Source organism: Achromobacter sp. JCM 18799, from assembly GCF_055395645.1.
Map to the genome: position 1 here is coordinate 2,471,406 of NZ_AP043866.1, position 22,085 is coordinate 2,493,490.

Annotated in this window: 28 protein-coding genes, 1 tRNA gene, 1 pseudogene and 1 other annotated feature; of the genes and pseudogenes, 13 read left to right on the forward strand and 17 right to left on the reverse strand. The window is 62.7% G+C overall.

The annotated features are described in order from the left end of the window. From ACZ5YA_RS11695 to ACZ5YA_RS11720, 6 genes are all read right to left on the reverse strand, one after another. Positions 1–1,479, reverse strand: coding sequence for a DUF3383 domain-containing protein (locus tag ACZ5YA_RS11695; RefSeq protein ID WP_464092538.1), 1,479 nt, complete (start codon positions 1,477–1,479; stop codon positions 1–3). A 4-nt stretch (positions 1,480–1,483) separates the two neighbouring features. Beyond that, entirely contained in the window at positions 1,484–2,017 is a 534-nt protein-coding gene (locus ACZ5YA_RS11700; protein ID WP_464092539.1) for a phage neck terminator protein, read from the reverse strand. Positions 2,018–2,334: 317 nt separating this feature from the next. After that, on the reverse strand, positions 2,335–2,595 hold the full coding sequence (locus tag ACZ5YA_RS11705; RefSeq protein ID WP_059371883.1) for a hypothetical protein: 261 nt from the start codon (positions 2,593–2,595) through the stop codon (positions 2,335–2,337). Further along, entirely contained in the window at positions 2,592–2,948 is a 357-nt protein-coding gene (locus ACZ5YA_RS11710; RefSeq protein WP_464092540.1) for a hypothetical protein, read from the reverse strand. The genes ACZ5YA_RS11705 and ACZ5YA_RS11710 overlap by 4 nt, the downstream gene beginning before the upstream one ends. Then, entirely contained in the window at positions 2,941–3,684 is a 744-nt protein-coding gene (locus ACZ5YA_RS11715) for a hypothetical protein (protein ID WP_464092541.1), read from the reverse strand. Before ACZ5YA_RS11715 ends, ACZ5YA_RS11710 begins: the two co-directional genes overlap by 8 nt. Continuing rightward, on the reverse strand, positions 3,671–4,504 hold the full coding sequence (locus ACZ5YA_RS11720) for a YdaU family protein (RefSeq protein ID WP_464092542.1): 834 nt from the start codon (positions 4,502–4,504) through the stop codon (positions 3,671–3,673). The genes ACZ5YA_RS11715 and ACZ5YA_RS11720 overlap by 14 nt, the downstream gene beginning before the upstream one ends. 109 nt (positions 4,505–4,613) lie before the next feature. Here ACZ5YA_RS11720 and ACZ5YA_RS11725 point away from each other — a divergent pair, with 109 nt between their 5' ends. Further along, on the forward strand, positions 4,614–5,705 hold the full coding sequence (locus ACZ5YA_RS11725; RefSeq protein ID WP_251882127.1) for a S24 family peptidase: 1,092 nt from the start codon (positions 4,614–4,616) through the stop codon (positions 5,703–5,705). A gap of 85 nt (positions 5,706–5,790) precedes the next feature. Continuing rightward, the gene (locus ACZ5YA_RS11730) at positions 5,791–5,976 is read left to right on the forward strand and encodes a hypothetical protein (RefSeq protein WP_464092543.1); all 186 of its coding nucleotides are present in this window, start codon (positions 5,791–5,793) and stop codon (positions 5,974–5,976) included. A 657-nt stretch (positions 5,977–6,633) separates the two neighbouring features. Here the strand turns inward: ACZ5YA_RS11730 and ACZ5YA_RS11735 are convergent. Next, positions 6,634–7,380, reverse strand: a complete 747-nt coding sequence (locus ACZ5YA_RS11735) for a class I SAM-dependent methyltransferase (RefSeq protein WP_464092544.1) — start codon at positions 7,378–7,380, stop codon at positions 6,634–6,636. A gap of 44 nt (positions 7,381–7,424) precedes the next feature. Here ACZ5YA_RS11735 and ACZ5YA_RS11740 point away from each other — a divergent pair. Next, positions 7,425–8,674 (forward strand): IS3 family transposase gene (locus ACZ5YA_RS11740; protein ID WP_464092545.1). Its coding sequence is split into 2 segments (ribosomal slippage): positions 7,425–7,719 and positions 7,719–8,674, totalling 1,251 coding nucleotides; the frame shifts between segments, so codons are not numbered across the junction. Next, positions 7,718–7,834, forward strand: a sequence feature (AL1L pseudoknot). It overlaps the preceding gene by 117 nt. A gap of 202 nt (positions 8,675–8,876) precedes the next feature. Beyond that, a pseudogene (locus ACZ5YA_RS11745) lies at positions 8,877–10,019 on the forward strand (IS3 family transposase). Here ACZ5YA_RS11745 and ACZ5YA_RS11750 read toward each other — a convergent pair. The 4 genes from ACZ5YA_RS11750 to ACZ5YA_RS11765 are packed head-to-tail and all read right to left on the reverse strand — an operon-like array spanning position 10,016 to position 11,154. Continuing rightward, on the reverse strand, positions 10,016–10,162 hold the full coding sequence (locus ACZ5YA_RS11750; protein WP_464092546.1) for a hypothetical protein: 147 nt from the start codon (positions 10,160–10,162) through the stop codon (positions 10,016–10,018). The pseudogene ACZ5YA_RS11745 and the gene ACZ5YA_RS11750 sit on opposite strands and share 4 nt — an antisense overlap. After that, positions 10,159–10,497 carry a M15 family metallopeptidase gene (locus tag ACZ5YA_RS11755; RefSeq protein WP_464092547.1) on the reverse strand — a complete coding sequence of 113 codons (339 nt, stop codon included), beginning with the start codon at positions 10,495–10,497 and terminating at the stop codon, positions 10,159–10,161. The genes ACZ5YA_RS11750 and ACZ5YA_RS11755 overlap by 4 nt, the downstream gene beginning before the upstream one ends. Positions 10,498–10,535: 38 nt before the next feature. Continuing rightward, complete coding sequence (locus ACZ5YA_RS11760; protein WP_464092548.1) at positions 10,536–10,844, reverse strand: hypothetical protein; 309 nt, start codon at positions 10,842–10,844, stop codon at positions 10,536–10,538. A 1-nt stretch (position 10,845) separates the two neighbouring features. Further along, on the reverse strand, positions 10,846–11,154 hold the full coding sequence (locus tag ACZ5YA_RS11765) for a hypothetical protein (RefSeq protein WP_464092549.1): 309 nt from the start codon (positions 11,152–11,154) through the stop codon (positions 10,846–10,848). Positions 11,155–11,245: 91 nt separating this feature from the next. Here ACZ5YA_RS11765 and ACZ5YA_RS11770 point away from each other — a divergent pair, with 91 nt between their 5' ends. Then, complete coding sequence (locus ACZ5YA_RS11770) at positions 11,246–12,169, forward strand: acyltransferase family protein (protein ID WP_464092550.1); 924 nt, start codon at positions 11,246–11,248, stop codon at positions 12,167–12,169. A 47-nt stretch (positions 12,170–12,216) separates the two neighbouring features. On the opposite strand, the gene ACZ5YA_RS11775 is transcribed toward ACZ5YA_RS11770, so the two are convergent. Both ACZ5YA_RS11775 and ACZ5YA_RS11780 read right to left on the reverse strand, forming a co-directional pair. Then, positions 12,217–12,432 (reverse strand): hypothetical protein, encoded by a 216-nt coding sequence (locus tag ACZ5YA_RS11775; RefSeq protein ID WP_464092551.1) that lies wholly within the window; start codon positions 12,430–12,432, stop codon positions 12,217–12,219. Positions 12,433–13,509: 1,077 nt separating this feature from the next. Further along, positions 13,510–14,049: a baseplate wedge 1 family protein gene (locus ACZ5YA_RS11780; RefSeq protein WP_464092552.1), complete on the reverse strand. Its 540-nt coding sequence runs from the start codon at positions 14,047–14,049 to the stop codon at positions 13,510–13,512. 114 nt (positions 14,050–14,163) lie between these two features. Between ACZ5YA_RS11780 and ACZ5YA_RS11785 the strand changes: the two genes are divergently transcribed. From ACZ5YA_RS11785 to ACZ5YA_RS11805, 5 genes are read left to right on the forward strand one after another with little or no spacing between them, the layout of a single operon-like run. Further along, positions 14,164–14,406 carry a hypothetical protein gene (locus ACZ5YA_RS11785; protein ID WP_464092553.1) on the forward strand — a complete coding sequence of 81 codons (243 nt, stop codon included), beginning with the start codon at positions 14,164–14,166 and terminating at the stop codon, positions 14,404–14,406. Further along, positions 14,403–14,654, forward strand: coding sequence for a baseplate wedge 1 family protein (locus tag ACZ5YA_RS11790; RefSeq protein WP_464092554.1), 252 nt, complete (start codon positions 14,403–14,405; stop codon positions 14,652–14,654). Before ACZ5YA_RS11785 ends, ACZ5YA_RS11790 begins: the two co-directional genes overlap by 4 nt. Continuing rightward, positions 14,614–14,736 carry a hypothetical protein gene (locus tag ACZ5YA_RS11795; protein WP_464092555.1) on the forward strand — a complete coding sequence of 41 codons (123 nt, stop codon included), beginning with the start codon at positions 14,614–14,616 and terminating at the stop codon, positions 14,734–14,736. The genes ACZ5YA_RS11790 and ACZ5YA_RS11795 overlap by 41 nt, the downstream gene beginning before the upstream one ends. A gap of 41 nt (positions 14,737–14,777) precedes the next feature. Beyond that, a complete protein-coding gene (locus ACZ5YA_RS11800) occupies positions 14,778–15,266 on the forward strand; it encodes a hypothetical protein (protein WP_464092556.1) in 489 nt (162 codons plus the stop codon). A 48-nt stretch (positions 15,267–15,314) separates the two neighbouring features. Then, on the forward strand, positions 15,315–15,776 hold the full coding sequence (locus tag ACZ5YA_RS11805) for a tyrosine-type recombinase/integrase (RefSeq protein ID WP_464092557.1): 462 nt from the start codon (positions 15,315–15,317) through the stop codon (positions 15,774–15,776). An 89-nt stretch (positions 15,777–15,865) separates the two neighbouring features. Here the strand turns inward: ACZ5YA_RS11805 and ACZ5YA_RS11810 are convergent. Beyond that, a tRNA-His gene (locus ACZ5YA_RS11810) sits at positions 15,866–15,941 on the reverse strand. Between the two features lie 184 nt (positions 15,942–16,125). Here ACZ5YA_RS11810 and cls point away from each other — a divergent pair. Further along, positions 16,126–17,583: a cardiolipin synthase gene (gene cls, locus ACZ5YA_RS11815; RefSeq protein WP_059372791.1), complete on the forward strand. Its 1,458-nt coding sequence runs from the start codon at positions 16,126–16,128 to the stop codon at positions 17,581–17,583. Positions 17,584–17,596: 13 nt separating this feature from the next. Here cls and ACZ5YA_RS11820 read toward each other — a convergent pair whose 3' ends face one another. Then, positions 17,597–18,025 (reverse strand): PaaI family thioesterase, encoded by a 429-nt coding sequence (locus tag ACZ5YA_RS11820; RefSeq protein ID WP_059371872.1) that lies wholly within the window; start codon positions 18,023–18,025, stop codon positions 17,597–17,599. 159 nt (positions 18,026–18,184) lie between these two features. On the opposite strand from ACZ5YA_RS11820, the gene ACZ5YA_RS11825 reads away from it, so the two are divergent. Next, entirely contained in the window at positions 18,185–19,057 is an 873-nt protein-coding gene (locus tag ACZ5YA_RS11825; protein WP_464092558.1) for an NAD(P)-dependent oxidoreductase, read from the forward strand. 83 nt (positions 19,058–19,140) lie between these two features. Here ACZ5YA_RS11825 and ACZ5YA_RS11830 read toward each other — a convergent pair whose 3' ends face one another. Beyond that, entirely contained in the window at positions 19,141–20,403 is a 1,263-nt protein-coding gene (locus tag ACZ5YA_RS11830) for an MFS transporter (RefSeq protein ID WP_059371870.1), read from the reverse strand. 271 nt (positions 20,404–20,674) lie between these two features. Between ACZ5YA_RS11830 and ACZ5YA_RS11835 the strand changes: the two genes are divergently transcribed. After that, the gene (locus ACZ5YA_RS11835) at positions 20,675–21,559 is read left to right on the forward strand and encodes a DMT family transporter (protein WP_118933215.1); all 885 of its coding nucleotides are present in this window, start codon (positions 20,675–20,677) and stop codon (positions 21,557–21,559) included. Here ACZ5YA_RS11835 and ACZ5YA_RS11840 read toward each other — a convergent pair. Further along, positions 21,556–22,044 carry a cupin domain-containing protein gene (locus ACZ5YA_RS11840; protein WP_118933216.1) on the reverse strand — a complete coding sequence of 163 codons (489 nt, stop codon included), beginning with the start codon at positions 22,042–22,044 and terminating at the stop codon, positions 21,556–21,558. The two genes, ACZ5YA_RS11835 and ACZ5YA_RS11840, sit on opposite strands and share 4 nt — an antisense overlap. Between the last annotated feature and the right edge of the window lie 41 nt (positions 22,045–22,085).

Genomic DNA, 22,085 nt, shown 5'->3' on the forward strand with positions numbered 1-22,085 from the left:
TTAAAGAATGGCCAGCGAGGCCAGGGTGATCTGCTGGACGGAACCGCCGTCCAGGTACCAGAACGTCATGGGCGGGGTGCCGCGAGCCTCTCGCACCTGCGGCGTCGCGTCCTTGATCTGCAGATACCAGCCGCGGGTCTGGAGCGTGTCGGAGATATCCACGCCGGCCTGGCTGTTGATCTGCGCCTTCTGCTGGCTCGACAGCGTCACGCCGGCGCGGATGGCGCCGAAGTTGACCGCGGCGTTGATCGGGTCCAGGCAGGCAGCATCGATCAGCGTGTAGCCGTCGATGTTGTAGGGAATGGCGTTCACCTGGGTCAGCAAGCTCATCAGCGCCTGCTGGAACGCCGCGTTCAGCCAGATCTGGTTGACGTAGGTGTCGACCCATTTCCAGTTGCCGCTGATCTGGCCCGGGTACAGGAAGCGGAAGCGGTCATTGCTGGTGGCGTAGTCGCCATAGAAGTTGTAGCCGTTGTCGATCAGCGTCTGAGCGGTCGTGGCGTCGGTCACCGAGAACGCCAGGCCCGACTGGCCTTTGAACGCCAGCGTTGCGCGGCCGTTGGTGCGTTCGAAGTCCAGCGACGCCACCGCGCCCAGGACAAAGGCTGCATGCAGGATGTCCTTGTAGACAGGCACGGAACCCGAGTACTCGTTGGCGCTTACGACCGCCGCCCAGTTGGACATGTTGCCCTGCTGCGTGGCGGTGACATCGGTGTCCCAGCCGACGTAGGCGTAGCGGTCGCCCTGGGCATTGGTCCACGCCGAAAACGCCACCTTGCCGGCCGTATCGGGCTCGAAGGTCGTCATGAACGCCGCCCAGTTCTGGGTCAGGTCGGTAATCCGGCCCATGTCCACCGCCGGGACGCCGGCCGCGGCCCCATGCGACACCAGGGCGCCTGCGGCCTGCGTCAGCTTCAAGCCCGATGCGAGGGTGCCGCTGCCATAGGAGACCGTGCTGGCGGCGCCGTCGGTCGCCGAGGTGATCACGAAAGCGGCGCGCTGCGCGTCATAAGCGCAGGTCGCGCCCATGGCGGTGAACGCCGCTTCGATGATCGAGGCGGCGTTCGAGAAGCTCGTTGCCGTCGACAGGTCGATGCTGGAGGACGTCTTGGCCACGCCATCCACGCTGACCGTCAGGATGCCGGACAGCGCCTGCAGCTGGGCCAGCGTCACGGCGGCCATCGAGCCGCCACGCAAATAGGCCGAAACCGCTGCCGCCGGATATTGGGCATACAGCAGATTGCCCGGCTTGCGGGTCGAGTTGTCGAAGCCGTTGAAGTAGACGTCGGCCAGGGCGGCTTCGGTCGAGGTGGGACCGAAGAAGCGCTGGACGTCGCGCGCAGTCGCGAAGCTCTGGACGGTGCCGATGGGGACGGCAGTATCGTGGGTCAGGATCAGGCCGTTCAAATCGAGCGCCGATCCGCCGGCGGCGATCACGCCAGGCACGACCTGGACGATTTCACTGGCGGGAATGGACATAGGATTAAGCTCCCGTAGGGTAGGTGGTGTCGGCCTCGATGAGGCCCACGTGAAGGTGGTCCGCAAACTGCTGCGGCACGCTAATGGAAGGGTTGAACTGCAGGACGGCGTCGAACGACCACCGCTCGAAGGTCTGGCTTTCTCCGCTCTCGAAGGGCAATTGCTTGAGCTCGCCCGCGTATAGCGGTTGAGTTCTTCCCAGCTTTCCCAGGAACTCGCACCCGTACTGGCTGCGCAAGGCAATCGACAACGTGAGCGCCAGGTCCAGGGCCCGCGCCCCGTAGCCATCCACCCGGGCAGACCAGTGCGTGGCCTGGGTCATGATTCGTTTCCCCGCCGCAGGCGACGGATCGGCATAGGTCATGACCGGCACGGAAAGGCCCTGCGCCGCCAGCGGAGTAATGACGACGCACTCGCGCGGTGGCGCGGGCACCCAATTGGGCAGACCGCGGACTACGTCGCAGTCGACCAAGGTCTTGAAGAATGCGGCGAGGTCCTCTACCAGCTGGTTTTCAGTGATGCTGATCTGAACGCTCATGGAGTTGGATTCCTGCTGAAGAAGACAGGCGCCGAAACATCGCGCCCAAATGCAAAAGCCCCGGCACGTGGCCGGGGCTGTATTTCGGGGTTGCATTTGTCAGGGGCGCAATGCCCCGGACCAATTGTGATCGATTGCGTGACCGTTGGGGCGAGGTCTTGTGACGGAATCGTCACACGCTGTGCAAAGAAGTTCGCCCCCTGCCCCGCCCATAAAAACCGAAGCCATGCGCCGAAAGCAAAAAGCCCCGGCACGTGGCCAGGGCTGCATTTGCTTGGGGCGCAATGCCCCGGACAAATTGTGACCGATTGCGTGACCTACGGGGCGGGGTCTTGTGACGGAACCGTCACACGCCATGCATAGGTACGGCCGTGCCCGCCTTGCTGGGGCTCTTGAATCAGCACGCTGCCGGTATCCTGCAGCGCATCCATGGCGCGCTGGATGCCTCTTTGCAGGCGTGTCTTTTCAGGAGCAGACAGACACCGGCCGCGTGACACATGACGGACCAGCTCCATCAAACGGAATGAGCGGCCGGGATAGCAGGCCATCAGATCCATCACCTCGTGCGCGTACTTCACGCCAGCCTCCTTTCCACCAGGTTGCGGAACAGACCCAGGTACAACTTGTATTCGGTTTCGGTCAGGGCCACGCCGGTCGTATCGGCAATCCAGTCCAGCGCCTTCGCGCGGCGCGCCCTGCCGTCCAGCTGGCCGAACATCACGTTCTTCTGCGGATATTCGGCAATGATGATCATGCGCTCGTGCCAAGGCAGCGCGGCGTGCATCGCCTCGACCTCCATGGCGTGGTGATGGTTGATGGGCCGGTAGTCCTCCTCTTCGGAGAGATACACCTCCATGTTTCCCACCGTAGCGCCGGACCAGGTCCATCGGGCCCAGTTCCAGATCAGATCGTCACCCGTCAATTTACTCATCAGCCACCTCGCATTGTTTACCTGTCTTGCCGTTGGAACCGTTCTGCAGACGGCCCTCCGTATCCTGGCTTTCGCCCTTGGCGCGCTTGAGCATGTCGGCGATGCCCTTGCTCGGGTGGTCGCCGCGCGCGATGCGCGCCTCCCACTTTTCGATCCAGCTCCGGGGCGGACATCCACGGTCCCTCAGAACCTTCTGCGCGCCCATTTTCTTGAGCGCCGCCTCGGCCTCGGCGCGCGTGGCCAGCGTCTGGCCGGGCGCCGGCAGCGCTGGGCGAGGCAGCGGGATATCCGCCCACACGCCCTTCGCCAGTTCCTCGTTCAGCGTCTTCTCCCAGCGCGCCTTGATGGCCCCGTAGGTGCAGCCCAGCAGATCCACCGTGCTCACGCCCACCGCAGCCCAGTACACCGCCGGATGCGACCAGGCGCCGCGCTCGCCGCGCCTGCGCGCGGACAGGCCGCGCACGGCCTCGTGATACGCCACTTCAGGGACCATCCACGGGCAACATAATTTGATGAACTGCGGCAGCGTCGGCGGCCATTCCTGGGTCAGGCAGGCGACCAGGCCGCGGCGCACCTGCACCTCGTCCAGGCCCGCCAGCTTCTGGTTCCATGAATCCTTCAACTCGCGGGCGGTCAGACCCTGCCATTGCTGCGCGAACTTGGCGCCGTACATCAGCAGCATTTCGTTCACCACCAACGCGCCCATGGTGGCGGAAGGGATGTCAGCGGGTTGCATCGATCGTCCCCATGAACCGCTCGCGCGGCCTGCCATCGTCGGCCAGTACTTCTCGCAGCTCCTCGGTCCAGTCGGCCAGGCGTTGCGCCCTGCCTGCCGGTTGTTGGCCGGCTGTAGCGGATGTCCGCGGCGGGAAGAGGCCCTGATACCCGCCCGCGATGCTGTTTGCGATCACGGCGCCTGGCCGGTGCCCTGCGGCCAGATAGGCGGCAAGCTGTTGCAGCTGGCGCCTGGCGCCCTCCTGCGTCACCGGCTTTTTACGGGCCTTGCGGTCGGCGATCCAGCTGACCCAGTCCTCGCGGTCCAGCCAATCCGGCAGTTCGATCACGGAAGCATCGAATCCGCTTCCCCGCTTGCGGGAGGCGTGTTCTGTTGGTTCCTGGTTCTTGGTTCCTGGTTCTTGGTTAGCTTCCGATCCGCCTTCTGCCGGGGCATGGCCGGGTTGCTCGTCGAAACCCATGGGAAACCCACTGGGTTGTTCCGGATTGCGCCCGCCCTGCCTGGGCCGGCCGCCTCGCCTGCCGTTGGCCTTGGCGGTCTCGGCCTTGACGTGATACGCGGCAATCTCCACGTCCGCCCGCTTGTTGTGCCAATGGCCATCGCGCAGGACGAAGAACTCGGCCAGCACCTGAGCGGCCGCCTCTCTTTCTTCTTCGCTACGGGCGCCCACCCACCGGAATACCTGCTGCAGGTTGTCCACGATGGGCTGCTCTTCGGCGTAGTACCGACGCAGCAGGCGGCTGTAGATGGCATCCTCGAGCAGGCTCAGATGCGCCGTGGCCTGTGCGTAGTCACCGATGTTGTGGCTGTAGTAGTTCATGCGTGTTTTTGCATCCCCGCCAGTCTTACCTCGCTATCATTCTTAAATCTTAGAATGCTAAGATTCTAAATGCAAGCCAACTAAGATTGTTTTTGTTTAGCATCCTAAGATGACCTTTCAGAAGCGAATCACACAGGCGTTCAACGAGGAAGCGGCCCGCCGGGCGGACGCGGCCGAGCCACGCCTTACCAAGACAGACCTATGGAAGGCCGCCGGCGCCTCTTCCGGCGCCGCGACGCATTGGTTCAATGGGTCCAACGGCATGGACATGGCGACCTGCATCAAGGTCGCCCCGCTGCTGCGCGTGAACGCGCAATGGCTGTACGACGGCACCGCCCCGAAACTGCCTGCGCGCGATGGATCCCTGGCCGCAGCGGTGCTGGCCCCCCCTCCGTGGCCCTTCCCGGGCATCCCGGAAGAACAGGTGCGGGCATTGCCCCCGGATCAGCTGAACAAATTGCAAGGCGCGCTTGCGCTGGCAATCGCGCAATTGAAGCTGGGGATTGACGTATCCCCTGGGACTGCCGCGCCGCAAATGCCGACGGTCCTGCGCAGCGACTCGCTGGTGGACACCTATTTGTCCCGGGACGAGTTCCCCATGCGCATCGATGACCTGCCCGCGGCGCCCTGGGAAGGTGGCAAGACCACGCGCCAGACAGAGCGCGAAGGCCGGGTCCGGATCAGCACCCAGACAGGCGTGGTCGCCAACGTAGGCGTGGGCGAACCGCCCGCGGCCAACGACAGGTTCGAGAAGGTCCCGGAACTGGCCGACGTGCGGCTGGCGGCGGGCGACCCCATCGAGAACCACGCCGAAGAGCAGACCGGCATGATCCAGTTCCGCAAGTCATTCCTCAGATCGGTAGGCGCGGACAACGGCCGGGGCCGAGTCGTCTACGCGAAGGGCGACAGCATGGAACCCGTCATCCGTGACGGCGCTGCCTTGTTGGTGGTCCCCAACGAAAGCCTGACGCTGCAGGACATCGCCGCCGGCGGCGTCTATGCCATCAACTACGACGGCAAGATGATCGTCAAGACGGTGGCCAGGGAACGGCTTACCGGACAATGGGTGGCGCGGTCGTTCAATTCCTTGCACGATGACATACCGCTGGAAAACGGGGCATCGGTGCGGGTGTTGGGGCGGGTTGTGTGGGCCGGTGCAAGGTTGCGGGATGATGAGGCGGGGCGGTGGCGGGTTGAGTGATGGGGGTCTCGTGGCCTCGCCTTGTGGGTAATGCTAGCGCTCCTCGACAAGCTGGGGGAGTGTCAGGATTTTTGTGTGCAGGCCTATGATGGTTTTCAAGGAGACCGATCATGGCGCGCAATCCGAAGTCCACGAAGCCGTCCAGCCCATCGGCACACGCTTTGACCACATCCGCCAGATCCTTGAATCCAGTCCATTCGTTCCAGGGGATCGACCGACCCACCAGCAGCGCCAGCTCAATGGCGTGACCCAGGCCGTCGGCCTGCGGTAGGTGGTAACTGTGTCAGGCTACGCTGCGAAAGCTGAAAATGACTCATTGCTTTGGGCTCCGCACGTCTCCGAATGTATTTGACAGTCACCGCGGCGACGTAGAAGGCCGCCGAGCCGACGAGCGCGACATCTCCAGCGCTCGCCCACCCTCCGACGAAAAAGCGGCAGGCCGGTCCGCTCCTGCGTCGTGTCCTTGATCGCCGGGGCAAACACCGCCAGCGCCGCTGGCCAACGCCAGCCAGCAAACGAAGGCCAAGACTGCGCACAGAGTGAGAATGATCGTGCTGTTTACACCACGCCCCTTTGCCGTGCACACGGTCGATCACGGCCTGTTACAGGACACCCACGGGTGCCGCCTGCACAGCACCTTCCGAACACGCGAGACGATGGCAATGCCAGACATGCCGGTCAAGAAGCCGCCCCCTCGGGAATGCCAGACACGAACGAGAGATACGCCGCAGCTCACTAGGCCACCAGCGAACCGCTGACGGCCATGCGAAAGCGCGCCGGCCATGCCCCCAGCAGGCGCCCCATGGACATCACGGCGCCAAGGATGCTAGCAAACTTTGCCGCTAAGGCGTCCGAGTCTTGAATGTTCAATCGCGTCCCCTATGCACGAAAAAAAACCCGCCGGAGCGGGTTTTGAGGATATTGGCATCTATTTGGAGAGGAAAAACGTGCCTCGCCATCTCTCATCGTAGTCAACCATCGAGGACTTGGCCTCGGGGTGTTGCTCAAAGAACGCGGTCCAGTCGAACTCGCTATAGGAATAACCGAAGTGCACAGCCATGAACTCGATTGCGGAACGAGACGGGCGACCAACCAATGTGTGCCCGTTCCTAGTCATGGAGTCCGACCATGCCATTTGCTGATCCTCTACGGGATCGAGCAGAAGCTGAATATCATGAGGGTTCTTGTAGACTAAACGAGGGTCGTCCGAGGGCACCCTGGGACGCTCATCGATCGCCGGCGTAACCTCAGTATCGATAACCACCAATTCTGCGCCGGTACGCTCGATCAGATCCAACAATTCCGCGTGCCGAATCGTGTGGTAGTAAAAGCCCAAGCAGAAGACGACGTCGAACTTCTGATCCTCCAGCCTGCGAAAAACGTCTCCTTGCTGCAGGTCGTACCGGCTTGGGGCAATCCCATAGTGGTGAAACGTGTCCTTAGCATTTGCAATCAGCTCCGCTCGGGGTTCGATGCCCGTCACATGCGATGCCCCCGCCTGCAGTGCTGCAAAGCTCCAGCGACCATCATGGCTCGCAATGTCAAGAACACGCCGGCCCCGGATTTTGTCTGCGTTGCGAGCGACGATTGCCTCATAGCGACTGTTCAGCCTATGGCGGAAAGGGCTGGTGTTGCTGGTCTTGTAAAACTTCTCGTAGCCGTCAAAAAAGCCCATACTGAATCGCCCCGGGTTTTGCGGAGGCTCCTACTCTTGAGAGAATGCGAGCCATGAGCAAAAACAACGCGAACAAGTTTTCCCCTGAAGTGCGCGAGCGCGCGGTGCGCTTGGTGCAGGAGTCGCGCAGCGAGTACCCGTCGCTGTGGGTGGCGGTCGAGTCCATCGCGCCCAAGATCGGCTGCTCGGCGCAGACGCTGCTGACCTGGGTCAAGCGCCACGAAGTCGACAGCGGACAGCGCGAAGGCGTCACCACCAGCGAGCGAGAACGCATCAAGGAGTTGGAGCGGGAGAACCGAGAGCTGCGCCGCGCCAACGACATCCTGCGCACCGCCAGCGCTTTTTTCGCGCAGGCGGAGCTCGACCGCAAACTGAAGTCGTAAACACCTACATCGACCGGCACCGGGAGGTTTACGGGGTCGAGCCGATCTGCAAGGTGTTGCAGGTTGCCTCGTCGGCCTATCGGCGCCATGCCGCGCGGCTGCGCGATCCGGCGCGGCGCAGCGACCGTGCGCGGCGTGACGAACAGCTCATGCCGCACGTCCAGCGAGTCTGGCAAGAGAACCATCGCGTCTACGGCGCCGACAAGGTCTGGCGGCAGTTGAATCGCGAAGGCGTGATGGTGGCCCGTTGTACGGTCGAACGACTGATGCGCGCTCAGGGCCTGCAAGGCGTGCGGCGCGGCAAGCGGCAGCGAACGACCATCACTGATGATGCGGCCAGCCATCCAATGGATCGGGTCAACCGGCAGTTCCGGGCCGAGCGGCCGAACCAGTTATGGGTCTCGGACTTTACTTACGTCTCGACCTGGCAGGGCTGGCTGTACGTGGCTTTCGTCATCGACGTCTACGCCCGGCGCATTGTCGGCTGGCGCGTGAGCAAATCCATGACGACGGACTTCGTGCTTGATGCGCTGGAGCAGGCCCTATACGCCCGCCAGCCTGGCAACGATGGTTCTCTGACCCATCACTCCGATAGGGGATCGCAGTACGTTAGCATCCGCTATAGCGAACGCCTGGCCGAAGCGGGCATCGAGCCGTCCGTGGGCAGCCGTGGTGACAGTTACGACAACGCCCTGGCCGAGACCATTAACGGCTTGTACAAGGCTGAACTGATTCACCGCCGCGCACCCTGGAAAACCAGGGAATCTGTCGAGCTGGCAACGCTGGAATGGGTCGCCTGGTTCAACCATAAGCGCCTGCACTCATCCATCGGCTATATCCCGCCGGCCGAGGCTGAGGCAAACTACCACAACCTACTCGGCACATCCGCCGGTGAGGCTGTTTTACTTTAACCAAACAGCCTCCGCGAAAACCGGGGCGATTCATACTTACTCCCGATGAGATAGCGAATTATCGCCGATCCTCGCAGCTTGAGTCAGTCCGTGTGCATGGTTAGTGGTGGAATTACCATGAGTGACCCTAATCCAGTTTTTAGTACCGATCTAGATTAGAGAAATCCGGCATGATTTCACCATATGGAATAGGAGCCATGCCGTGAAGAGATCGAAATATACCGAAGAGCAAATCGCCTTTACACTGAAGCAGGCCGAACAGGGAACGGCCGTACCCGGGGTCTGCCGCAAGACGGGCGTGAGCGAAGCCACCTTCTACAACTGGAAGAAGAAATTCGGGGGGCTTGGTCCCTCAGTGCTGCGACGACTTCGTCAGCTAGAAGAGGAATGCAATCGACTCAAGCGCCTGGTCGCGGACCTGTCGCTGGACAAGGCGATGTTGCAGGACGTTCTGGCAAAAAAGCTCTGAAGCCTTCTCGGCGTCGCGTACTCGTGAATGATCTGATGAAGCGCGTTGGTGTGGGCGTGACCAAGGCATGAGCCGTCGTCATGATTTCCCGGTCGTTGTATCGCTACGAATCGTGCCGACGCGACAGTGGCGCGCTGATCATGCGGATCCACGAGATAGCGCATACGCGGGTTCACTACGGATACCGGCGTGTACACGTGATGCTGCGCCGTGAAGGCTATCGAGACAATCACAAACGGGTCTACCGCTTGTATCGGGAACAAGGCTTGTCCTTGCGGCACAAGCGCCCCAAGCGCAATAAGTCGGCGCAACGTCGTCAACCCAAAGCGGTCGCGCAAGCCATCAATGACATCTGGAGCATGGACTTCGTCATAGATCAATTGTTCGATGGTCGCCGCCTGCGTGCGTTAACCCTGGTCGACAATTACACCAGAGAGTGCCTGGCCATCGACATTGGCCAAAACCTTCGGGGGTGACGATGTGGTGGCGACCCTCGGGCGCGTATGCGCACTGCGCGGCTTGCCGCGCGTCATCAAAACCGATAACGGCAGCGAGTTCATCTCCAAAGCCATGGAAAAATGGGCATACGAAAACGGGGTGGAAATCGACTTCAGCCGGCCCGGCAAGCCGACGGACAATGCGCAGTGCGAATCCTTCAATGGCCGCTTCCGTCAGGAATGCCTAAACAGCCACTGGTTCTTGTCATTTGCCGACGCGAAGGAGAAAATCGACGTCTGGCCCACGTACTATAACGAGGTTCGTCCCCACTCCGCGCTGAAGTGGCAGGCACCTGCCGAATACGCGCGCCAGCACTTGGCCGACGGCCAAAACGCCAACCGCAATGAGCCGGAAATCTCTACTTCCGATCCGGACTAATTCGGGGTTAGGGTCACTTCCTGGCACTCGGCCCGGCCCGCTTCGCGCTGGCTGTGCCCGTACCAACGCACGCCCAGCCAGGCCGCCACCAGCACCGCGACCCCGATCAGGTACGGCAACGCGGCGCGCAGCAGTGGATTCATACCCGCCCCTTCCAGTCGCGCGGAACCTGGAAGTGCGGCCCATCCTTGAACGTCTTCCAATCACCGCCCCACTCCACCGGCACGCCCAGCGCCGAGGCGCATGCCCTGACCACCGCGGCCAGGTCGGCGAGGGCCTGCCAGTTGTTCCAGGGGATGGACCCGTCTACCAGCGGCGCCAAGTCCACCGCATGGCCCAGCCCATCCGCCTGGGGCAGGTGGTAGCTATTCATGGTCTTGCTGGTTCCTCGGGCGACGTACTCGCGCTGCTGCGCAACGGTTCTGACTCCCTCCACCACGGTGAAGTCCACCGCCGTGCGCTGAATGGCAAGCTTCACGATCTCGACCAAATCGGGGTGCACTCCAACCAGACGCGTCAGGCTGCGCTGCGAAAGCTGAAATTGGCTCGTTGCTTTGGGCTCCGAATGTGCTTGACAGTCACCGCAGCGACGTAGAAGGCGGCAGAAGCCGCGAGCGCGGCATCTCCAGCGCTCGCCCAGCCCGCCACGAAGATGCGGCAGGCCGCGCCGGTCGCCGTCAGGCAGACCGCAGACAGGCCGATCCGCTCCAAAGTTGTGTCCTTGATGCCGCGGGCGAAGACTGCCAGCACCGCGCCGCCTGCCACGACCAGCCAGCAGACGAACGCCAGGACCGCCCACAAGGTGAGATAGATGGTGCTGTCCATGTCACGCCCCTTTGCCGCGTACGCGGTCAATGAGTGCTTGCCACAGCGCCGCGATAGGTGCGACCTGCACCGCCTCCCAGGCGCGCGAAACGATGGCCATGCCGAACATGCCGGTGAAGAAACCCGCCAGCCCTTCCGGGATCCCCAGCAGCATCGACAAGTATGGCGATGCGTAATAGGCCACCAACGAACCACTGGCCGCCATGCTGAGGCGCGCCGGCCACGACCCTTGCAGATACCGCATGGACACCGCGGCGCCGAGGATGCCGGCGAACTTTGCCGCGAAGGCATCGAAGTCTTGGATGTTCAATCGCGTCCCCTATAGACGAAGAAAAACCCGCCTAGGCGGGTTGAAAGCAAATCGAATGGGATGTCTAATCCGTCCAATAACGGAGAAGCCCTTGAAGCATTACAACAATTTGGATTGGATTCGATTGCTCTTGGCCGTTCAGGTCGTCGCCATACACAGTGGCCTGTTTCCGACGGTCTTCATAAATCCAGTCCCAGGATTTCTGGCGTTAACCGGGTTCGTCGTGATGGGATCGATCGAACGCAACACCGTTCCCCAGTTCTTCATCAATAGAGCGTTACGCGTGCTCCCGGCCCTCTTCGCCTCGTTCATTGCCGTCTGGGTGATCTTCGACGGCGCCGAGATGCTGAAGACGATTAAGTACTGGTTGATACCCGTCGGCGACGCTCCGGTAAACGCCGTTGTATGGAGCCTGATCTATGAGGAGTTTTTCTACGCTCTAGTGGCGGTTCTGTTCTCCTTCGGCCTCTATCGCACCAAGGTCGTCCCCATTGGATTGGCTATCGTCTTTGCGGTGACCGCGATGGTGTTTGCCTTTCCGCCCGGCATCCTTCGGCCTGCAATCCTCCTGGGCGCCGCTTTTTTCCTTGGTAACGTCGCATGGACTTATCGAACGCAAATTCAACGCATTCATCCTCTGTTCGCGACTGCGTTCTTCGTCGGCATGCTGGCCTTCATTTTCACGCTTCCTTATGAGCGCGTAGCCGATCCATACCGAGCTGGGTGGGATCTTTTGGCGTTCGCCGCAATGCTCATTTTTGGAATTGCCGGCCCCAAATTTCCGAGACTTTCCATCGACCTCAGCTATTCGTTGTACTTGGTTCATTGCTTGGTGCGCGCATTCTTCCTCGGCGTAGTTCCGCTGGGCCTAGGAATGTTCTGGCGGGTACTCCTGATCAGTATTCCAATCAGCGTCGCATCCTGGTTCTTGATCGAACGCCCTGCCCTTAAATTCAAGGGGCGACTGAAAATGGCCAGAAATGCCAATCAGACAAGGGCAGCTGAGGCCCGCTGACGTGGGCATGAGCGTGCGCGCATGCCCACGCGCTCATAGAGGATTCGCTAAACCTCGGCGAGGACTGTGGGCGGAGAGAACTTTTCGTGATCATATGTCCACCGCTCCGACGGCATCGGATCAACATCCGTCACGTCCACCAGTGAGTCCACGATATTTGAGGTGAATCGCAGTTCAATCGGAATCTCAGTGCCGTCGTCGTAGGTCATCGGTTTGATGATTTCTATGACGACTCCGCTATCAACTCTGGCATATGTCTTCATGCATATGCCTTGATGATAATTAGCCCAGCCGCACCATTGCCGCCGACATTTCCAGCAGCACTCGGTGCTGCGGCAGCCCCAGCACCGCCAGCCCCGGGCGTCTCAGCACTCAAACCAGCAGAAGTCGCACCAGCTGTGCCACCTCCCCCTAGCGACGATGCCCCGCCGGCCCCGCTAACGCCGTGCTGTACGGCCAATACCAACCCGTAACTGCCACCGCTCCCCCGGCTGTTACTGACGTTGCCTGAGTCACCTAGTCCACCTGTACCGCCGTACGAAATAATCAGAAATACCGAGGTGGTTAACCCTTTGTTTCCGCCGCCGCCACCCGTAGCGCTAACTATCGACCCAAGAGAACTGGTCCCACCAACCCCACCAATCCCCGCGCCAGCAACAGGGGCCCCAGTGCCGCCGGCACCGATCGTTACTGGAGTATTTGACATCCCTCCCGCAACTATCGAAACGGCTTCTCCCCCCGCCCCACCACCTGCGCCTGCACTTCGAGCACCAGACCCATTCGTCTCGCACGAGCCACCGCCGCCACCACCAGCAATGACGTGAGCTAGCGATTTGCTTGTTTTCGACAGCGTCGAGAACGTAGTTGCGCCCGTCGTCGTGAACGCCCCCCCATCAACGCTGACCTGTTGCGTGCCAGCGCTGAGGCGGTACACGGACGTCCGAAGCAGCGCGCCAGCAATTTGATTTACCCAGCCCACCCCGCCGGAATCCGGGTTCGTCACATTGTTGTCGACAGTATTGAGCCAAAACCCTAATAGATCTGCGCGCAACAACACCGCGCCCTTGGGATACCCGCCCACGGCGGTGGCGAACGCGGCGTCATAGATATAGCCGCCACCGGCCTGCCCCCACCGTGCGGCCGCGCTCAAAAAATACAGGATTCCATTGAAATCCTGCCCGCGAGGCGGAACCCCGCCGGCTGCCAGGGGAGTCATAGTCAACGGGGGAAACCCATCGGTGAAGGATGCGAGGCCCGGCGTGATCCCGATCTGCGAAGCGACAGGGATGGTGTTCTTTGAGCCGCTTTCCGCGAAGGGGACCGGCGATTTGGAAGGTGCGTTACTGGCCTGCATTTATGAGCCCCGATGAAGTGAAGAAGACGCCGGACCCAAAAGGCTGCATCAGCCCCTCGAGGAATCCGAAAGTGGATGGAAGATCGACCTGAAGAACGTTCGCCAGCACGGCGGCCGGCTTGGGAATGGCCCCTGACTGACTGAGGATCGCAATTTCATACGGCTCCAACTGGAACTCGAACACATATCGAAATTCCATGTCCCCGGTGTCGCTCACGTAGCACCGCCCTCTCCCTTGAAACAGGTTCGATAGCAGCCGGTTCAAACTGGGCGACGTGCAATCCGAGATATTGGCCAGCGCCTTGACCAGAATCAGCGTGCGATACGCATCGTCGGCGATCCCTGCTGCCTCCCAATTAGGTTCTGCGCTGCTACTGACGTCAAGGGCTGTGACGCCTTGGCGCTGTAGATAGTAAGCTCGGGCGACAATAGGGCGCCCTAGGCGATCCTGGTCGAATCGCCACTTGTGAGCCTTGAGCCATCGTCGCTGCCAGGCGGGATAGCGGTAGCCGGTGATTCGCTCCAATTCGGCTTCGGATACCCGTATCCGTCCTATGTGGTGTCCTGGGAGACGCCGGCGGCGCTACCGGTCCTGTTCGCCGTGGAGTTGGCGAGTAATCCGGCACTGCCGTCGAACATCGTGGATCTGACCACGCAAGCCATCATCGATGCGTTCAACGGTGCCGACAGCGGCCAGCGGGCGCGCATCGGGTCGATCATCTGTGCGAGCCGGTTCTACACGCCAATCTCGCTACTAAGCCCGTCCGTGTCGATCTTGTCTTTACTGTTGGGGACGTCGGCGCCGACCGCGCCCAGCTTGACGGTACCCATCAACCGCCGGCCGACCATTACGGCCGATGACATTTCGGTGACTCTGGTATGACTGTCGATCCCAAGCCGGGCCTGGTAGCCCGGACCCTCATCAGCCAGTACGCCGATAGTCCGACGCTCGTCCAGTTGATCAACAACATGGACGACTACATCAACCCCGATGCCGATTTCGACGCGTTCTATGACTTCGTCTGGAATGTCGAGACCGCGCAGGGCTTCGGGCTGGACATATGGGGGCAGGATCGTCGACGTCGGCCGGATGCTGACGATACCGGGAGACGTCACCCATCTGGGATTTGACGAGGCGCTGAACTGGCAGCCCTTTAATCAGGCGCCCCTATACGTAGGCGAGGAGACTACGCGGACGTATCGGCTCGCCTAATGGGCAGGAAGCGGACTTCGGACAAGCACCTTGCATTGCGTGTGTACGTCAAATACGGGCGCTACAAGGACACCTATTACACGATCATCAACAAGAAGTACCACGGTCTGGGCAATGACCGGGCAACGGCGGAGATGGAGGCGAAAGCGCCACAAGGCGGTGGTTACGCCAAGGGATCGATCGCCGACATGTGCAAGCAGTTCATCGCGTTCCAGCGCAAGCTGATCGAGGAAGGCGATAGCGCCGCTCTCGCGAAGCGAACCGTTGACGACTACGAGGAGGCTTTTGACACCCACCTTTTACCTCTGTTTGGACACATGAAGCCCAGGGAGTTCAAGGCAGCCCACAAGGGGAAGTATCTAGACGGGATGCGAGAAAAGAAGCGAGGTATCAGGGCAAACCGAGAAATGGCCGCTCTTGGGTCCGCTTTCAACTACGGCATTCGTCATGGCATGGCAGATGCAAACCCATGCCACGGCGTCAGCAGAAATCCCGAGCGCCCGCGCTCTCGCAAACCGGAAAACGTCTAAGTCAACGCCTTCCTGGAGATCGCCAAGGCCCGCGGCGAGGGAAGCTACATGACAGCCCTGATAGGCTTGATGGTGGGGATAACGGGGCGTCGCCGGGCCGAGATCCTGGACCTGGAGGAATCTGCACTCACGCAAGAAGGGGTCAAGGTTCAGGCGGCCAAAATCAAGGCGACCGACGCCTCCCGGGAGTACCTGATCGCGTGGTCACCCCTTCTCAGCAAGCTTCTGACAGAAGCCGTACGCCTGTCGAAGAAGCACGACACCCCGTACGTGTTTGCTGCCCGTTCGGGTGCCCCTTATACAGATTCCGGCTTCAAAGCCAACTGGTCAAAGATCATGGCCGACTTCGTGAAATCTGGAGGCGAGAGGTTCACGGCACATGACCTGCGGGCCATGTACGTTACGGAAATGGTCAGCCGGGATAAGAACCCGGAGACGCATAAAAATGCCGCTACGACACGCCGCGTTTATGACCGTCGCAGGAAGGTGAAGGTGACGCCAACCTTCTAATCGAATTAGAAAGTTCCAAAACAATTAGAAATTGGCAGACCGCAGAAAAGAAATCAGCCGCTCTAAGCGGCTGATTTCTAAGGAATTCTTGGGGTGGCTGATGGGGCTCGAACCCACGACAACCGGAATCACAATCCGGGACTCTACCAACTGAGCTACAGCCACCTCTGATACTGCTTTTCTTCTTTGCCGTGCTGCTTTCGAAAGCTGCTCAACAACGAAGAGGCCGAATTCTAGCACGTTTTTTTAATCCGTGTGAAACCTGCCCCGCCGCCCCTCTTGCCAGCGCGGGCCACCTTGCTATCCTTCGCCATTGATCATCTACGGAGGCCGCGCTTACGCCATCGCCATGGACCGCATACACGCAATCTTGATCGATTATTGGCCCCATCTGGTATTTGCCATCAGCATCGTGGCCGGGACGGGCGCGGCGGTGCATGCCGCGATGACCAAACAGGACGTGCGGGCGGCCATAGGCTGGGTGGGGGTGGCGCTGTTTTCGCCGCTGTTCGGCGCGCTGTTCTATTTCGTGGCGGGCATCAACCGGATCCGCAAGACGCGGCTGTCGCAGCAACGCGACGAGGCGATGGTGGTGGATGCGGAGCAGGTCGAGACCGCGCCGGTGGATGTGGCGCCGATCTCGGGCCAGCAGTTCGCGTCGCTGAAGGTGCTGGGCGACCGCGTCAGCCGTTTCCGCCTGCTGGGCGGCAACGCGGTGCGGCCGCTGGCGGGTGGCGACGAGGCCTATCCGGCGATGCTGCAGGCGATCCGCGAAGCGCGCCACGCGGTGGCGATGCAGAGTTATATCTTCGACAACGACGCGATCGGGCGGGAGATGGCGCAGGCGCTGATCGAGGCGCGCGAGCGCGGGGTCGAGGTGCGGGTGCTGATCGACGCCATCGGTTCCAAGTACTCGCGCCCGCCCATCGTGCGCATGCTGTCGCGCGGCGGGGTGCCGGTGGCGCGCTTCATGACCAATCCGCTGGGCGTGCTGCGCATGCCCTATGCCAATCTGCGCAGCCACCGCAAGGTGCTGGTGGTGGATGGACGCCTGGGCTTTACCGGCGGCATGAACGTGCGCGCGGCCTTCGTCAGCGCGCTGGCGGGCGACGACACCAACCGCGATACGCACTTCCGGGTGGAAGGACCGATCGTGACGCAGCTGATGTCGGTGTTTGCGCACGACTGGAACTTCACGACGCACGAATCGCTGCCGGCCAGGCCCTGGTTCGATCCCGAGGCCTTGCCCCCCACCGGCGACGTGCCGATGCGCTGCGTGCCGTCCGGCCCGGACCGCGCGCTGGGCAGTACGCACAATATGCTGCTGGGCGCGCTGGCAGTGGCGCAGCGCCATGTGCGCATCCAGTCGCCCTACTTCCTGCCCGACCAGACGCTGATCGGCGCGCTGGCCACGGCGGCGCGGCGCGGCGTGGTGGTGGACATCGTGATTCCGGGCAAGAACAACCTGCGGCTGGTGGACTACGCGATGACGGCCCAGCTGGACCAGGTGGTGCGCACGGGCTGCCGGGTCTGGCGTTCGCATGGCGCGTTCGACCACTCCAAGCTGATGACGGTGGACGACGCCTGGGCCTATGTGGGTTCGTCCAACCTGGATCCGCGCAGCCTGCGGCTGAACTTCGAGCTGGACACCGAGATCTACGATCCCGGCGTGGCGCGCTGGATCGGCGCGCGGGTCGACGGCCTGATCGCGCAGGGCCAGCGCGAGACGCTGGAGAACCTGCTGCGCGCGCCGTTCGCCAAGCGCCTGCGCAACAAGGTGATCTGGCTGGCTACGCCTTACTTGTAGCCCCCCAAGAAGCTCAACCGTCAGAAGCCGGCGCGGGCGCGGCGCGCACCGCGAAGACCGCGTTGGCCTTGAGCATGACGCGGCCTTCGACCTGCAGCAGGCAGGTGGCGTAGATCAGCCGGCGGCCCTGCTTGTCGATGCGGACATGGGCTTCGAGCCAATCCCCGGGCTTGACCGGGTTGAGATATTCCACCGACATCTGCACCGTGACCACCGAGGCCTGCGCCTGCTCGGCGATGGTGTGGCCCAGCGCGCTGTCGGCCAGCGTGGCCAGCAGGCCGCCATGGGCGATGGCGTGCATGTTGGTGTGCGCCTGCCCCACGCGCAGCGCCAGGACGCAATCGGCGTCGCGCTTGTAGAGCGCGCCGAGCTCCGCCAAGTGCTCCATGAAGGGGCTGCTGGGGCGCCATGGCGCGAAACCGGAAGGAATGGAGTCTGTCATGCTCAAGCCTGGTTTTTTCACGCGGAATACCTCAAGTATCGCAAAGAAGACCGCGGCCGGCACCGCTACCCGCAAACCTGTGATCGCGGCGCGGACGATCCGCAAGTCAGAGTAAGATTTACGCCATAACAAACCCCTACATGGCAGGAGCAGTGGAAGATGGCGAAAGTCGGCATGGTTGGTATCGGCCTCATGGGCCATGGCATTGCAAGCAATCTGGTCAAGCATGGTCATGCGCTGACCGTGCTGGAACATCCGGGCAACCAGCCCCTGGACTCGTTGAAGGCCGCGGGCGCGACCAGCGTGACCGATGGCGCCACGCTGGCGGCCCAGTCTGACGTGATCATCCTCTGCGTTACCGGCAGCCCGCAGGTCGAAGCCGTGTTGCTGTCCGAAGGCGGCGTGCTGGCGGGCCTGCGTCCGGGCACGGTCATCATCGATTGCTCGACGGCGATTCCCTCTTCCACCGTCAAGGTGGCGCAGGCCGTGACGGAATCCGGCGGCCGCTTCCTCGATGCGCCGATGACGCGCACCCCCAAGGAAGCCGCCGAAGGCCGGCTCAACCTGCTGGTGGGCGGCGACGCCGCGCTGTTCGAGGAATGCAAGCCGCTGCTGGCCTGCTTCGCCGAGAACATCACGCACGCCGGCCCCATCGGCGCCGGCCATCGCATGAAGCTGCTGCACAACTACGTGTCGCTGGGCGTGGTCGCGCTGTTGTCGGAAGCCGCGGCCTGCGCGCTGCGCGCGGATATTGACCCGGCGGTGTTTGCCGAAGTGTTGGCCAAGGGCGGCGGCGGCGGCGTGGCGCTGGAACGCATCAAGCCCTACCTGCTGGAGCAGGACCCGTCCTCGCTGCGGTTCTTCATGTCGAATGCGCAGAAGGATCTGTCCTACTACAACACCATGGCCGCGGAAACGGGCGCGGTGCGGGAAATCGGCGCGGCCGTGCAGCACACGTTCGATCAGGCCGTCACGCAAGGCGGCGGCGACCGCTACGTGCCGGAACTGGTGTCCTTGCTGAAGGACCGCTAGGACGGCCTCAGAGGCCATCGCGTCCGGCGTCACGGACGCGATGGCAGACACTGCGGGCAGCATCGGCCTGCAGTCCGCGGGGCTCAACGCCCCGCCACCGCCACCCCGCGCGGCAAGCCCCGCGCCGGCAGGCGCAGGGAAATCAAGGCGGCCGCCAGCAGCAGCGTCCCCGACGAGCCAAAGGCCACCCAATGCGTGCCGAAGGTTTCGTAGGCCCAGCCGCCCAGCCATGAGCTGATCATGCCGCCGACCTGATGGCCCAGGTAGACCAGTCCGTAGAGCACGCCCACCAGCCGCACGCCGTAGACGTCCGCAAGAATGGCCGACGACAAGGCGATGCTGCCGGCCCACGCGATGCCGCCCAGGGTAGCCGCAGCGTACAGTTCCCAATGCGCCCCCACCATGACCAGCGCGAAAAAACCCAGCCCGCGCACCAGGTAGATCGCGGCCAGGATGGCGCGCCGTTCGACCTGGTCGGACATGCGCCCCAGGACCAGGGTGCTGAAGATGGCGACCAGGCCGATCAGGCCTATGCCCAGCGAACTGGTGGTGGCGTCAAAGCCATGGTCCATCAGCATGGGCACGCCATGCGTGCCCAGAAGGTTCATGCTGAAACCACAGGCGAACAGGCCCAGCGCCACCTGCCAGAACGGCAGCGAGTTCAGCGCCGCGCGCACATTGGGCGCCGGCTGCTTCGCCGCGGTTTTGGCCGGCCCGGCCTTGTCGATGATCTGGTGCGGTAGCAGATCGGTGTGCTCGGGCGCTTCATCGCGCATGACGAAGAGCGCCATCGGCACGGTCAGCAGCGCGAACAGCGCGGCGAAGCCCAGCAGGGTTTCCCGCCAGCCCACGGCGGAGATCGCAAAGGTCAGTGTCGGCGTCATCAGAGCGATGCCGGCCATGGAACCGGTGGACAGGAAGAACAGCGCCATGCCGCGCTGGCGCGTGAACCAGCGGCTGATCACCGGCGTCAACGCCACCGGGCTGGTGAAGCCCAGGCCGATGGACAGCGCCACGCCGAAGGACAGCAGGAACTCGATGGGCCCGCGCGCGTAGACCGTCCAGATGATCGACAACACGACGATGGCGGTGCCGGTAAGCAGCACGAAGCGGGTGCCGCGCGTTCCGACCAGATACCCCGCCAGCGGCATGGCCAGCCCGTAGCAGAGCATGCCGAGCGCGACGATGCTGGAGAGCGTGCTGCGCGTAAAGCCCAGGGTGTCCGCGATGGGCAGGAAGAACGGCCCAACCCCCATGCGCAGGCCGACCGTCAACAGGGTGAGTACCGTAGCGGCGCCTACGATGTTCCAGCCGAAATACCAGCCGCCCGACTCTTGCTTCTCCACTTGCGCTTCTCCTCGATATCTTCTTGTGGCCGCTATGCGCGCCCAGGTTCGCCGTCGCCGCCCAAAAGGCGCGGCGGGAGCGAGAAGAACGAGGCGTGTACCGGCTTGTCGTTACCAGCGGCCTGACGACGCCGGACGCGTCATATTACTCCTGGCTATATGCCTGCTCCGCCCGGAATCCCGGAATCTGTTCGGTGAGCGGTCACCGAAGCGCTGTATAGTGCTCGCCATTTCGTAGCGCCCGAAGCAGACCGTGAAGTCCAAGACCTCGATGTTCGCCCTGTCCCGCCAGGAAATCGCGCTGGTGCTGGTCACCATGCTGTGGGGCAGCACCTTCCTCATCATCCACATCGCCATGCAGCACAGCGGACCGCTGTTCTTCGTGGGCGTGCGTTTCACGATCGCCGGCCTGATGGCGCTGCTGATGTTCCGCAAGCACATGGCCGCCATCACCCGCCAGGAGGTAGGCGCCGGCATCGCCATCGGCTGCGCCCTGTTCCTGGGCTATTTCCTGCAGACCTACGGCTTGCAGACCATTACCAGCAGCCAGTCCGCCTTCATCACGGCGATGTACGTACCCATCGTGCCGCTGCTGCAATGGGCCGTGCTGAAGAAGCCGCCGGGCCTGATGAGCTGGGTGGGCGTGGCGCTGGCATTCGCGGGCCTGATCCTGCTGGCGGGTCCGCAAGCGGGCGCGCTGAATTTCAGCGTGGGCGAAGCGGCGACGCTGGCCGGGGCCGCGGCGATCGCCGCGGAGATCATCCTGATCGGCCACTATGCCAAGAAGGTCGACAGCCGCCGCGTCACCTTCGTGCAGCTCTTGACGGCCGGCCTGGTGTCGTTCGCACTGATGCCGGCGATGGGCGAAGCTGTGCCGGAATTCTCGTGGCTGTGGGCGGGCGCGGCGATCGGCCTGGGACTGGCCAGCGCCATCATCCAGCTGACCATGAACTGGGCGCAAAAATCCGTATCGCCCACCCGGGCCACCGTGATCTATGCGGGCGAGCCCGTGTGGGGCGGCATAGTCGGACGCCTGGCCGGCGACCGGCTGCCGGCGCTGGCGCTGGTGGGCGCCGGCCTGATCGTGGCGGGCGTGCTGGCGAGCGAGGCCAAGTTCACCCGCAGGAAAAAGCCGCAAGCGCAGGGCGCCGATTAGCGGGCCAGGCGCGCGATCAGACCTGCCTGCGCGGGGTGCAGCCGTTGCAGTTCGGCGGCGTCGGCCAGCTCGAACTCGCTGAACTCGAAGCCCGGCGCCACCGTGCAGCCGGCCAGCGCATAGCTGGCCTGGTCGGCGAGCTCTGCCGCGAACCAACTGCCAGCCGGCACGACCGCCTGGAATGCGGCATCAGGATCCTTCAGCGCGTCGCCCAGCCGCAAGCAGCGGTAGGCGCCATCCGGCGTCAGCACATGGACAAGCAGCGCGTCGCCCGCATGGAAATGCCAGAGTTCGTCGGATCGGATGCGATGCCAGGTCGACCAGGCGCCGTCGCACAACAGGTAGTAAATGGCGGTGCTGGCCGAGCGGCGCGCGCCGTCGCCGCGCGTCACGGCATCGGCGGCGCGATAGGTTTCGCGGTAGTAGCCGCCTTCGGGGTGCGGCAACAGGTCCAGGCGGCGGATGAGGTCGGCAGATGCGGTCATGGCGGGACGGGCGCGTGGAGGATGGCGCCAGTCTAGAGCAA

Coding starts and splice junctions, on each gene's coding strand:
- ACZ5YA_RS11695 (WP_464092538.1), bottom strand. CDS start 1,479: ATGTCCATTCCCGCCAGTGAAATCGTCCAGGTCGTGCCTGGCGTGATC.
- ACZ5YA_RS11700 (WP_464092539.1), bottom strand. CDS start 2,017: ATGAGCGTTCAGATCAGCATCACTGAAAACCAGCTGGTAGAGGACCTC.
- ACZ5YA_RS11710 (WP_464092540.1), bottom strand. CDS start 2,948: ATGAGTAAATTGACGGGTGACGATCTGATCTGGAACTGGGCCCGATGG.
- ACZ5YA_RS11715 (WP_464092541.1), bottom strand. CDS start 3,684: ATGCAACCCGCTGACATCCCTTCCGCCACCATGGGCGCGTTGGTGGTG.
- ACZ5YA_RS11720 (WP_464092542.1), bottom strand. CDS start 4,504: ATGAACTACTACAGCCACAACATCGGTGACTACGCACAGGCCACGGCG.
- ACZ5YA_RS11725 (WP_251882127.1), top strand. CDS start 4,614: ATGACCTTTCAGAAGCGAATCACACAGGCGTTCAACGAGGAAGCGGCC.
- ACZ5YA_RS11730 (WP_464092543.1), top strand. CDS start 5,791: ATGATGGTTTTCAAGGAGACCGATCATGGCGCGCAATCCGAAGTCCAC.
- ACZ5YA_RS11735 (WP_464092544.1), bottom strand. CDS start 7,380: ATGGGCTTTTTTGACGGCTACGAGAAGTTTTACAAGACCAGCAACACC.
- ACZ5YA_RS11750 (WP_464092546.1), bottom strand. CDS start 10,162: ATGAATCCACTGCTGCGCGCCGCGTTGCCGTACCTGATCGGGGTCGCG.
- ACZ5YA_RS11760 (WP_464092548.1), bottom strand. CDS start 10,844: ATGGACAGCACCATCTATCTCACCTTGTGGGCGGTCCTGGCGTTCGTC.
- ACZ5YA_RS11775 (WP_464092551.1), bottom strand. CDS start 12,432: ATGAAGACATATGCCAGAGTTGATAGCGGAGTCGTCATAGAAATCATC.
- ACZ5YA_RS11790 (WP_464092554.1), top strand. CDS start 14,403: ATGACTGTCGATCCCAAGCCGGGCCTGGTAGCCCGGACCCTCATCAGC.
- ACZ5YA_RS11795 (WP_464092555.1), top strand. CDS start 14,614: ATGCTGACGATACCGGGAGACGTCACCCATCTGGGATTTGACGAGGCG.
- ACZ5YA_RS11805 (WP_464092557.1), top strand. CDS start 15,315: ATGACAGCCCTGATAGGCTTGATGGTGGGGATAACGGGGCGTCGCCGG.
- cls (WP_059372791.1), top strand. CDS start 16,126: ATGGACCGCATACACGCAATCTTGATCGATTATTGGCCCCATCTGGTA.
- ACZ5YA_RS11820 (WP_059371872.1), bottom strand. CDS start 18,025: ATGACAGACTCCATTCCTTCCGGTTTCGCGCCATGGCGCCCCAGCAGC.
- ACZ5YA_RS11825 (WP_464092558.1), top strand. CDS start 18,185: ATGGCGAAAGTCGGCATGGTTGGTATCGGCCTCATGGGCCATGGCATT.
- ACZ5YA_RS11835 (WP_118933215.1), top strand. CDS start 20,675: ATGTTCGCCCTGTCCCGCCAGGAAATCGCGCTGGTGCTGGTCACCATG.
- ACZ5YA_RS11840 (WP_118933216.1), bottom strand. CDS start 22,044: ATGACCGCATCTGCCGACCTCATCCGCCGCCTGGACCTGTTGCCGCAC.